The 11,333-nt window shown below is 65.2% G+C and carries 11 protein-coding genes; 2 read left to right on the top strand and 9 right to left on the bottom strand.

Going from position 1 to position 11,333, the window contains the following annotated elements:
- The 7 genes from MB818_RS20845 to MB818_RS20815 form a co-directional block, all read right to left on the bottom strand.
- On the bottom strand, positions 1-509 hold a 509-nt coding region (locus tag MB818_RS20845), incomplete at its 3' end, for a major capsid protein (protein ID WP_238906306.1).
- A gap of 26 nt (positions 510-535) precedes the next feature.
- Positions 536-916 (bottom strand): head decoration protein, encoded by a 381-nt coding sequence (locus MB818_RS20840; protein WP_164128618.1) that lies wholly within the window; start codon positions 914-916, stop codon positions 536-538.
- A 30-nt stretch (positions 917-946) separates the two neighbouring features.
- The gene (locus MB818_RS20835) at positions 947-2,272 is read right to left on the bottom strand and encodes a S49 family peptidase (RefSeq protein WP_238906307.1); all 1,326 of its coding nucleotides are present in this window, start codon (positions 2,270-2,272) and stop codon (positions 947-949) included.
- Positions 2,272-3,783, bottom strand: a complete 1,512-nt coding sequence (locus MB818_RS20830) for a phage portal protein (RefSeq protein ID WP_238906305.1) — start codon at positions 3,781-3,783, stop codon at positions 2,272-2,274. The genes MB818_RS20835 and MB818_RS20830 overlap by 1 nt, the downstream gene beginning before the upstream one ends.
- A gap of 3 nt (positions 3,784-3,786) precedes the next feature.
- Entirely contained in the window at positions 3,787-3,999 is a 213-nt protein-coding gene (locus MB818_RS20825) for a phage head-tail joining protein (RefSeq protein ID WP_164129224.1), read from the bottom strand.
- Entirely contained in the window at positions 3,999-6,053 is a 2,055-nt protein-coding gene (locus tag MB818_RS20820; RefSeq protein ID WP_238906304.1) for a phage terminase large subunit family protein, read from the bottom strand. Before MB818_RS20820 ends, MB818_RS20825 begins: the two co-directional genes overlap by 1 nt.
- The gene (locus MB818_RS20815) at positions 6,001-6,537 is read right to left on the bottom strand and encodes a hypothetical protein (protein WP_238906303.1); all 537 of its coding nucleotides are present in this window, start codon (positions 6,535-6,537) and stop codon (positions 6,001-6,003) included. Before MB818_RS20815 ends, MB818_RS20820 begins: the two co-directional genes overlap by 53 nt.
- A 117-nt stretch (positions 6,538-6,654) precedes the next feature.
- Between MB818_RS20815 and MB818_RS20810 the strand changes: the two genes are divergently transcribed.
- On the top strand, positions 6,655-6,885 hold the full coding sequence (locus tag MB818_RS20810) for a hypothetical protein (protein WP_164128614.1): 231 nt from the start codon (positions 6,655-6,657) through the stop codon (positions 6,883-6,885).
- A gap of 96 nt (positions 6,886-6,981) precedes the next feature.
- Positions 6,982-7,548, top strand: a complete 567-nt coding sequence (locus MB818_RS20805) for a DUF3489 domain-containing protein (protein ID WP_238906302.1) — start codon at positions 6,982-6,984, stop codon at positions 7,546-7,548.
- Positions 7,549-7,603: 55 nt separating this feature from the next.
- On the opposite strand, the gene MB818_RS20800 is transcribed toward MB818_RS20805, so the two are convergent.
- Complete coding sequence (locus MB818_RS20800; protein ID WP_238906301.1) at positions 7,604-8,875, bottom strand: site-specific DNA-methyltransferase; 1,272 nt, start codon at positions 8,873-8,875, stop codon at positions 7,604-7,606.
- A 467-nt stretch (positions 8,876-9,342) separates the two neighbouring features.
- Entirely contained in the window at positions 9,343-11,247 is a 1,905-nt protein-coding gene (locus MB818_RS20795; RefSeq protein WP_238906300.1) for a DUF3604 domain-containing protein, read from the bottom strand.
- Between the last annotated feature and the right edge of the window lie 86 nt (positions 11,248-11,333).

The raw sequence follows: 11,333 nt of genomic DNA, 5'->3' as shown, positions 1-11,333 counted from the left end.
AGCAGGAAGTCGACCGAGATCTGCGCCAGACCAAATTCGGTGAAGTAATTGTAAAGGGTGGTTCCTGCGCCATCCTTTACGATGCCGCGGAGCGCATTCATCTCCATGTATTCGCGGGTCTGGGCATGTTTGCGCCGCATGAAGAGAAGCTTGCGGTTCATCACCTCGACCAGTGTATCGGCAGCATCAAAGGTCCCGAGGGCTGGTTGACCCTGGATATCGGCCGGCAGGAGCACATCGTCATGCGGGATCCAGGGCAGGGCAAAGCTGCGCATCGCGCGGCCCTCGCGGGTGCCGACGGTGGCCGGGCCGCCCAAGGAGACCGAGGGCAAAAGGCTCAAGACGCCTTCGTGCTGTTCGATGATCACCGAGCGCTGGCTCACACCTTCGAAGCGGAAGAGGCCGATCTGGGCGAGGCGGGTGTAGAGATTGGGCAGGATGTTGATGGCCTGCGTCATCTCGGCCAGCGAATAGCCGCCGGCGTCAAAAGGATTGCGGATCAGGGTCATGGGAGTGCTCCGGGGGACAGGGAGGATCAGACGCCGTCGCGGGCGATGATGCCGAGAGCGGCAAGCTGGTCGAGCTTGGCGGTGATCTTGGCGGCATCATCGACACTGCCGTCATAGGCAAGCTCTGCCCGCGAGACGATGGCGGGTCCGCGGGCGATGACAATGCCCACGGCGTCGGCCAGGGTTGCATCCACGGCATAGAGCAGAACGCCGCTGGCGGTCTCCGCCCCATCGCTGCCTGCGTCAGATGAGAGCGTGTGTTTGCCGCTGGCGGTGATCTTTCCGAGGACGGAGCCGACCGGGAAGGGCATCCCGGCGGCCAGGGTCACCACCTCGCGGGTGTAGTTCGGGTTGAGCTCATATTTGAGGACATCGCCCATGCTGGGCGGTTGCGTCAGAACGGGCATGGTTCAGTCTCCGGGATGTTGGGGAGGCGATCAGCGCGAGGCGGCGGCCGATTTCCTGGCGGCCGCGATGATGGGGCTTTCCTTTGCGCTGGCCGCTGGTGCGGCAGCCACAATGCCCGCGGTATCGCTGCGGGTGGCCAGTTCTGCGAGCACCTTTGCGCGCAGGGCTTCGGGCTTGAGGCCGCGGGCGACGGCGTCAGCGGCGTCGATCTGCACGCCGAGCCGGGCGGCCTGGGCGCAGACCTGCGCCACTTCTGCCGCCTCGGCGCGGATGGCTTCCGGCGAGAGTGCGTCTGGGCTTTCTGCCGATGGGGGCGGAACAAGACTGGCGACGTTAGGCGGCGCGGAGGTGTTGGTTGCCTCCGGCGGGTTTGCGACCGAGGCCGGGTTCGGAGCATCGGTGAGTGAAGTGATCATCAGTGGACCCTTTCTGCTGGTGGGATTGGTGCCGTGGGGCGCGGCGGCAAAGGCACGGAAGGCGGTGACGGGATCGGCGACCTCGTCCGCGAGACCGGCAAAGACCGCCGCCTCGCCGCGGAACACGCCGGCTTCGGTGCTGAGCGCGCTTGCCGCGTCGAGGCGATTGCCACGGCCTTCGGCGACGGTTTCGGCAAAGAGCTGACGGAGTTCCTCGAGTTCGCCGGCAATCCGGGCGCGGACGGTCTCGGGCAGGGGCTGGTAGGGATTGGCATCGACCTTGCGGGCGCCGGCATTGATCAGGGTGACGGCGATGCCCTTCTGATCGAGCGCTCCGCTCATGTCGCTGTGCATGGCCACCACGCCGATGCTGCCGATCGCGCCGGTGCGGGACAGTATGATCCGGTCAGCCTGTGAGGCGAGTACATACCCTGCAGAGAGCGCGTGATCGGCGACAAAAGCCTGCACGGGTTTGACCTGCCGCGCCGCGCGAATGCGGTCGGCGAGATCAAAGGCGCCTGCCACCTCACCGCCGAAACTGTCGATGTCGAGCGCAATGCCGCGGATGGCGGGGTCCTCGAGCGCCGCCTGAAGTTGGGCCGCGATCCCCTCATAAGACGTCAGTCCCGAGGATTGGCCGATCCAGGCGCCGCGATGGACGAGGGTTCCGGTGATCGCGATCACCGCGATTCCCTCGACCACCGCATAAGGTGGACCGCCGGTGCCGGTCCCGTGGCGCGCGAGGTCATCACCGAAGAGTGAGGCGCGGGCGGGCAGGGTGGCGTCTGCCGGATCCGCCGGTGGCAAGTCCAGTCCTTCGAAGCTGATCTCGCGACCTGTGATGCGTGGCCCGAGACCGGCCAGGAACGCCAGCGCCTTGGCGGGATCGACCATCAGCGGCGTGTTGAAGACACGCTGGGCAATCTGGATGTGACGCATCATCGATCTTTCTCGGGACGAAGGTCCCGGTCATCGCCGTCATCCTCGCCTTCGTTCCGGTTCTGCCCCTCCGCATCGGTTTCGGGGTTCTGATCCGCGTCGCCGGTCTTGCCAGCGGCCTGGGCGGGCGACCCCGGTCTCCGGAAATCCAAACCCAGGTCCGCCTCGCGCTTGCGCTCAGCTGCAATTTCCCGATCGACCTGTTCGGCGTCATGGCCACGTTCGGCGATCGCTTGCGTCCGGGACTTCAGACCAGCTTCGATCTGCAGGATTTCCGCGGCCGCATCTTTGGCCGGGTCGATCCAGTCCCATTTTGTGGGCAGCCAGTCGCAGGCGAGGAAGTCCCGGCGATCGGCGGCATAGCCCGGCAAGTCGATGGCGCCCGCCAGCACGGCCATGTCCATCCATCGCGTCCAGACCGCGCGGCAAAGCTGGTAGACCATCACCGAATGCTGGAAGGCCGAGATGCGACGACGAAAGTAGACCAGCGCAATCCGCGTGTTCGAGAAGTTGCCCTTTGCCGTGTCGCCGGTGAGATAGCCATAGGGCACGCCCAGCGCCGCTGCGATCTGCAAAAGTGTCCGGTATTGGAAGGGTTCATAGGTGGACCCGGAATCCGGCGTGGCCGGGGTGGAGACATCCTCGCCGGGATCGAGCCGGACCACCTGACCGGGCTCGACCTCCAGATCCTCTTCTGCCGGTTCCAGCGCGGTTTCCGGAGCAGGCGAGGTGATGAACATTGCAAACATCGCCGCGGTCTTCTTCCGCTCCAGTTCCGCATCGTCATAGAGATCAAGGGTAAAGAGCTTCACGATCGCTGCGGCAAAGCGGGAGACGCCACGCAGCTGTCCGGCCTCGACCGGATCGAGGATGTGGACCACCTCCGTGGCCGGCACTCGCACCGTCTCGCCCACCAGCCCCGGGTCGGTCAGATCGCCGGGATGACGGCGCAGGAAGTGATAGGCGACACGGCGCCCGATCCCGTCGAACTCGATGCCCTGACGGATCGAGCCGGATCCGGGCATCGGGCGGGTCAGATCGAGAGACAACATCTCCGAGGGCAGCATCTGCAGCTGCATCGGCACGGTGAGCCCATCTTCCACCCGCCGGCTGCGAATGCGCAGGAAAACCTCGCCCGCAAGGAAAACCTCACGCGCCGCCCGGCGCTGGAGCCCAAAGAAGTCGGTGAGCCCCTCGGCATCGGCCTCGTCGGTCCAGGCGAGCCAGAGCTTCTGAAGCTCTTCTTTCTTTGTCGCATCGCCGATCTTCGATGAGGGCTTGATCCCGTCGCCCACCACATGGTTGGCAAAGGCATCCACGGCATTGGCGGCATAGCCGTTGTTCCTGACCAGCCAGCGGGCCCGGGCGGTGATGGTCTCACCCGAGGCCGCGATCAGCGTGTTCACATGCGCGCGGCTGGCGCGAAAGCCCCGCATGCGGCGATGGGATTGCGCCGCATCAAACCCGCCGATGATGGCGCCAAGCCGCTGGCGGAAGGCGTCGAAGGCCATGGCTCAGAGCCCCTTTGTCGCCACGGTACCCCAGCGCCGGCGGCGGGGTGTGGCAGAGGCGGTGGCGATCCGTCCCTCGAGATCGCGGATGGCGGAGGCCAGTTCTGCGTCCGAGCCATAGGTCACGGTCTTGCCGTCATAGCTGACGCTGCGCAGCCCGGCGTAGCGGGCTTCCTCCAGGGCAGCCAGAAGGGCCACCATCCGGTCGAGTTCCATCAATCCCTCATGAAGTTTGGTGTATAGACCCGCCGTTTCCGGCGCGGGGTCACCAGGGTTCCGGCCCGGGGCTGGCCCGGGTCTGTCGGTATTGCGTCCGTCGGCATGGCGACGGGCAGGTGGGTTTCCACACCGGCCTGCGCCTCGAGCCGCTGCCAGGTGGCCTCGTCCCAGCGATCGGCGCCGAGGATCCAGGCCGCGGCGCGGGCGTAGACGCGGCAGTCGAGCGCCTCGTTCCGCTCGCGCATTTTCTGCCATTCCTGCCGCGCATAGCCGCGCTTGTTGCGGATGGTCACGAGTTGCTCGGCGACAAGCTGCTTCAGCCATTCGGTGTCAGCCCAGCCAGGCAGGTGAATCGTGCCCGCAGGATCCACGACGCCCAGCGCCCTGTCTTCGTCGCTCGGCCGCTCGATCCGCAAAAAGCGGTAGGTCTCGGTCTTGAACGTTGCCGTCGCCACCGACCAGAGCCGGGCACCGCGGCGCAGACGGCGGCCGCCCACCGTGGCATCAACGAAGGTCGGGCCCGAAACGGGCGCCGAACGATTGAAGCCTTCGAGCCCCTTGAGCGGTGCCACCTGGTCAAAGCCCGCCTTGCGCGCCCAGGCATAGACGGCCGCGGCCTCGTAGCCGGTGTCGATCCCAAGCCGTGCCACCGTCATATAGGCGCCACCGGCGTGCTGCCAGCTGCGCCCCAGCAGGTCAGAGAGCGCCTCCCAGCATTCCGGGTCGTCCGGGCCGCCGGGGATGACAATGTGATCGATGAGCCAGCTTTCCAGCCCCCGACCCCAGGCCCAGACATCGACCTCGATCCGGTCCTTCTGCACATCGGCTCCGGCGGTGAGGAAGAGACCGCGCGCCGGCACCGTACCGGCTTTCCAGGCCTCCCGGCGATCCGCCAGCCGTTGCCATTCCGGCGCATCCCCGCTCTCGACCCAGGTCTCGCCGAGAAGCGTGTTGCGCGCGGCGCGCAGCATGTCCTCGGAGCCTTGGGCCGCCAGCCAGTCCCGCGCGATGTCGGCCCAGCTCTTCCAGCCCAGCGGCGAATAAAGCGCCGAGAGGTGGAAGCCGATCGCGTTGGGATCACTCCCAACCGCCGTGGCTCGCCATTCGCCCCGCGCCAACATCTCCGTCTTGTGATGCTCGGCGATGGGGCGCTCGCAGCCCGCGCAGGTATAGATCGCCGTTTCCGGTCGTCCCTTCGCCCAGCGCAACCGTTCGAACTGCAGCCACTGCATCGCCCCACAATGCGGGCAGGGCACGAAGTAACGCTGCTGGTCACTGGCCTCGAACTCCCGCTCGATGCGGGAAAACCCCCGGATCGTGGGCGTGGAGACCATGAAGACCTTGCGCCGATGCGCAAATGTCGTGGTGCGGGCCTCGGCAAGGGTGACCGGATCCCCTTCCTCGTCGGCCGAGGCGGGATAGGCATCCACCTCATCGAGGAAGACATAACGTGCCGGCATCGAGCGCAGGCCTGTCGCGCTGTTCGCGCCGGTCAGCACCAGGATACCACCGGGGAATTCCTTCGACAGCATCGAATTGCCGGCATCGCGCGACCGGGCCGGGTTGACGCGCTCGTGCAGCGCCGGGCTGTCGGCGATGAGCGGGTCGATCCGGCCGCGAGAGGAGCGCTTGGCCATCTCGACGGTTGGCAGCACCGCCAGCATCGGGCCGGGTGCGTGATGGATGACAAAGCCGATCCAGTTGTTGCCGGCCTCAGTCGCCCCGACCTGTGCCGCCTTCATGAAGCTGATGCGCTGCGCCGGATGGCCCGGGCTCAGCGCATCCATGATGGCCCGCAGATAGGGCGTGCGCGCCGTTCGGTACCGCCCCGGCTCGGCGGAGGCCCGGGAGCTGAGCCAGCGGTGCTGATCTGCCCATTCCGACACCGTCAGGTTCGGGTCGGGCCGCAAACCCCTGGCCCAGCTGTGCAGGATGTCCGCCGCCCCATCGAAGGTGAGGTCGAGACCTTTGGTCAGGTCGTTGTCGGTCAGAACACCATCATCCGAGGGAGACCCGGAGATCGGCGAGGGCGTCGAGCTGGTCTCGGACATGGGCTTCCAGCACCCTCTGCAGGATCGCGGTTTCGATCGTGACCGATGCCCCGGTCTGTCGTTCCACCTCCGCCGAGATCTGCGCTGCCATCAGGGCCGCCACCCGTCCGGGCCAGGTGACCCAGACATCCCGCTCCTGCCGCGCGAGGCGAAACACCAGCGTTTCCGCCCGCGCCCGATCGACCAGCGTGCCTTTCTTCTTCTGGATCGCAAGCTGGCGTTCCTGCGCCTGGTAGACCGTCAGCGCCGTGCGTGCCTTCAGATAAGACGAGGTCTCACCCGGACCGCTGATCAATCCGTCCCCGCTCAGGGATCGGCGCTGCTGGTCGGGATCGGTCATTTCTGCACGCCGCGCATCCGAGCCATCCGCATCGATCGAGCCATCGTCGAAGAGTACCAGCCGCCCGTTCCGGCGGGCCTTCTGCACGCCGCCGCGCGACAGTCCGGAATGGGCGGCATAGTCCCGCTCGCTCATTCCTTGCATGGCCGGAATACTCCGCTCAAACCGATGATATCATTTGGATTTGAGTTGATAGATCGGCGGGACAGAGCGACGCTGATCGCAAGAAAGCGATGCAACTCACCCAAGGATGACCCTGCCATGATCCCCCGCCGCAAGACCCGGAACAACGACGAGGCCCTGAGCGCCTTCATTGCCGCCAAGGCTGAGATCGATACCATGCTGGAGCGGCTGACAGCCCTCAGCGCCGACCACTTCGAGTTCGATCCGGACGCCATCAACTGGGGTGCCGTCGGATCGATCAACTCTGTCGCCGCCGATCTGCGCAAGATCACCGACTTCCTTTTTGGCGAGGGCGAACACGCCGCCTGAGGTGCCTGCGGCCGCGCGAAACCCACCCCGCCATCTGGCGGGGCTTGCCTCCGTAGAAGGTGCGCGAGGCCGCGTGCCGGAACCCCGGAGGTCCCAATGTCAAATCCCACCGATACCCAATCCATCATTCTGTCCCGTGCCGCAGCCCGGCCGGGGAACCTGGCCCTTCCGCTGCCCGACGGGCTGCATGGCGCCGCCGCCAAGTCGGTCGTCGGAAAGATGATGTCCCGTGGTTGGCTCGAGGAGGTCGACGCCAACCTGCGCCGGGGCGAGCCCCTGTGGCGCGAAACTGGCGATGGGCAAGGTACGACGCTCATTGCCACCGAGGCCGGGCTCGCAGCCATCGGGATCGATCCGGTGGTGGCCGGTGCGGTCGCCCGGGCGCGGAAGGCGAAGGTGGAGCAGGGCGCGACGTTCGAGGTTCCGCCGACCTCTGGGCGCACCGGCACGAAGCAAGCTCAGGTTATTGCGTTGTTGCAGAGGGCTGAGGGCGCGACGGTAGCGGAGATTGTCGAGGTGACTTCTTGGCGGGCACACACGGTGCGGGGGATGATCTCGGGCGCGCTCAAGAAGAAACTGGGCCTGCCCATCACCGCTGAGAAGGTCGAGGGCCGGGGGACCGTGTACCGGATTGACCTCGTGGCCATACCATCCACAAACTGACTTATCGGTATCGTTTTGGCGGCTCCGAAACTCGATCCCCCGGAATGGCGGAAAGTCAGCTTACCGGAGAGCGGGCTCTGCTGTTCTTGAGGGCTGAAAAACTCTCGTCGGTTTCCGCCAGCACTGCCTCTTCCCCGGTGAACAATTGCCAGCGTTCGATGGCAACATCGACATAGGCCGGGTTCAGTTCGACGCCGAAGCAGACTCGACCGGTGGTCTCGGCCGCGATCAGCGTGGTGCCAGATCCCATGAACGGCTCATAGACCGCCTGGCCGGGGCTCGAGTTGTTCAGGATCGGCCGCCGCATGCATTCCACCGGCTTCTGGGTGCCGTGCACCGTATCGGCGTCCTGATCCCGGTTGGCGATCTGCCAGAGGGTGGTCTGTTTGCGATCGCCAGCCCAGTGGCCCTTGCCCTTGGCACGCACTGCATACCAACAGGGTTCGTGCTGCCAGTGATAATCTCCACGGCTCAGTACCAGACGATCCTTTGCCCAGATGATCTGTGACCGGATGGCAAAACCCGCGGCTTGCAGGCTCTCGGCCACCGTCGTGGCATGCAACGCTCCGTGCCAGACATAGGCGACATCGCCGGGAAACAGCGCCCATGCCTCGCGCCAGTCGGCTCGGTCGTCGTTCAGCACCTTTCCCGTTCGCTTGGTCTTTGCCGCGCCGGCTTGATTGCGCCAGGACGGGTCATATTCCACACCATAGGGTGGGTCGGTGACCATCAGAAGCGGTCGTACATCGCCCAGCAGTCGCCCGACCACATCGGCGCTCGTGCTGTCGCCACAGATCAGACGATGCGGTCCGAGCTGCCAGAGATCGCCCAGCGCCGACACCGGAGTGACCGGCAAATCGGGTACATCGTTCTCACCCTCGACCGGGCCATCGCCGCCCAGCGCCTCGGGGTCGCGCAGCAGGGCATCCAGTTCTTCGTCACAGATGCCGAGAACATCGAGGTCGAAATCCTCGGCCAGCAGTCCCGCGATTTCGTCGCGCAACAGGACCTCGTCCCAATCGCCGAGTTCCGTCAGCTTGTTGTCGGCGATCCGGTAGGCCCGGCGCTCGGCATCGTCCAGATGGCTAAGCCGGATTACGGGCACCTCGGTCAGCCCCAGCGCCGTGGCGGCCAGCACCCGACCGTGGCCGGCGATCAGTTCGCCATCCTCGGCCACCATGCAGGGCACCGTCCAGCCGAACCTGGCCATGCTGGCGGCGATCTTCGCCACTTGGGTCTCATCGTGCATCTTGGCATTGCGGGCATAGGGGCGCAGTCGATCGATCGGCCAGGTTTCGATCTGGCTCGGCGCGAAGACGAGGTCCATGGGGCAGGTCTCGGATGTGGGAAAAACGAAAGCGCCCGAGAGGGGTTTCCTCCGGGCGCTATTCTTCGATGATCGATGGGTAGGTCAAGGGGGGCAGCTTTGTCAATCTGAAAAGTGACGTGGATTCAAAGCCTTCCAAGAAGGGTGGCTTCCGGCCGGGGAGGATTCCCCGAAGGTGGATTCCCTGGATTCCGGCCGGGAATCCACCCTGCCAGTTCATGATTTTGTAAGCCTTTGATTTGGAGTCGAATTTCCGGCCGGCACCTGCAGGGTGGCTTCCAGGTGGATTCCCCGGTGAGGAATCCAGTCGCTAGCAAACCTCTGCGCTGAGCCCCCCCGCATAGGTTTGGAGCCGGGGAGGAACCAGAGGAGGGGGGGCGGCGTTTGTTGCACAGCAGACTTTCGTGCATTTTGCAGCCAACAGCTGGAACGCGCCCTGAGCGGACCTCAGCACCGGTGATGAAGTCCTACCCCGGCGCGTACCAGACGGGTGAAGTGTAGGCTCGGTCCTGCTGGACCATCACGGCGTCCTCGAGAAGGTTGAGCGGGCCGTAGAACGCCTCGTCGTGGGCGAGCCACGATGGCGTCGGGATTTCGAGCACGCGGACGTAGTAGTAGGCGCGTTGTGACGGGTCGAATTCCGGGTCGACCCAGTAGCCGCCGAGTGCCGCCGCGCCGATCGTGTTGGTGAAGTCGGCGCCGTCGACCGTGCTTCCCACCGGAGGAAGTTTACCCTCGGCGTCCGGTGCGCGGTCGCCGGACCACGCAACGTCGAAGACCTTTGTCTGCGGCTCTCCGGCATCGCCGAGCCAGCCCTTCACGATCTGGACGCGGTCGAGGTTGGCGCCGTCCGGATCGCGCAGGGCGCGAACCATAAAGGTGGGCGCGGCCCCCACAGGCCCCGCGAAAAGGTCCGCCCCCATCGGCACGCCGCGGGCATAGCCCGTCGCCGCGAAGTCGGGGCGATGCACTTCGTGTTCCTGGAAGTCCCATCCGGCAAAAACACGCACGGTCATACGCGAACCGGTGGTGGCATAGACCTCCTTCCGCTTGAAGGCATCCCAGATCGCCTCGCGCGTGTTCTCTCGCGCCCAGACGGCAGCGAGACCGGAGGCCAGCGCCTCATAGTGCCTGACCGCAATTGCTTCGCCAAGGATAACTGGCTGGACGATGAAGTCCTCGTAGCGGGCCGCGCCGGTGCCCGGCTCCACGATACTCGCCTTGCCGAAGAAATTGTCCTCGCGCGTCGTGGCGAGAGAGGTGTGGCTGTCGGTCGCCCCGATCATGCCGAACTTGAACGGGTTGGCACCGATCTCTTCCTCGTATTTCAAGCCGCGCGCCAGAGCCTGACGGGCGTATTCCCGGGGCAGCATCTCCGGCGTCTTCAGCTCGGTGCCGAAGTTGCCGCGGTCCCAGGTGTAGTAGTCGGAGAACTCGTCGTTGGGGCTAAGCATCGGGTGGGTCTCGCCGTCGCCTTTCATCTGTGTGACTTCGTAGACCGGCTCCCATCGCGCCCGCCGCTCGGCATACGCAATATCGAGCGGTTCACCGTTCATCCGCACGTCATCGAACATCAGGCCGTTCGACAGGTTGCCGTTGTGGGCGAAGGCCATGACCTGTCCGCCCGTGTTCTCCTCGTAGGCCTCGAGCCAGTCCCAGAGATCCTCGGGATCCGTGCTGTCATAGGTGGAGAAGGGGACGAGGTCCTCGACCTTATCGGCATCGTCGCGGAACATCACCACCCGGTGGAGGTTGTTCGCGTCCGGTCCCGAAGACCACTCAAACCCGTGCAACGCGGTGAAGACGCCGGGTTCGTTGAACCGCTCGGCGCTGTCGACGATCCGGTTCCACATCGTGCGCTGCAGGTTGTCGTCCTGGATCATGTCGGCCGCTTCGTTGAGCGCGGCCCCCCATTCGACATAGGCCGCGATCGGATCGCCGCCCTTGACCATGTCATGCAGCTTGCGTCCCCAGTCGTTCGCCAGCAGACCAGTGTTCGACTCCGCGATCATCGGCGCGAGGCCGAGGTTCTCGGCATGATCTGCGACCACTAGGAAGTCGAGTGGCCGGACGAGTTGTGCCCATGTACCCATTGAAGCGCGCACCTTCTCGCCGCGCGCGAAGCGAAAGGCATCGTCAGGCCCCAGCACGTTCCCGATCATGCCGGCATCGGTCGAATAGGACGTATGCAGGTGCGTATCGCCAAAGAATACCCGATTGGGGTAGGACTGGTCGAGATAGGGCGAATAGTGGCGCGCCCCAAGTTCGACGTCGTCTTCCTGGATAGCCACGTCGCCGACGTAGGTCTGAGCCGTCAGTGCGACCGGCCAGAGCAGAAAGATCCAGGCACCTGCATAGGTGGATTGCTTCATCGATCGGCTTCCCTTGTGTAGGATTCTGAATGTCCTGTTCGCGGATCCGAAACTATCATAGTTCCGACTTGTCCCGGGCAATCATT

It is taken from the genome of Ruegeria alba (assembly GCF_022321465.1).
Classification (GTDB): Bacteria; Pseudomonadota; Alphaproteobacteria; order Rhodobacterales; family Rhodobacteraceae; genus Ruegeria_B; species Ruegeria_B alba.
Note: the sequence above shows the minus strand (reverse complement) of the source record. Positions and strands in the feature narration are given on the sequence as shown.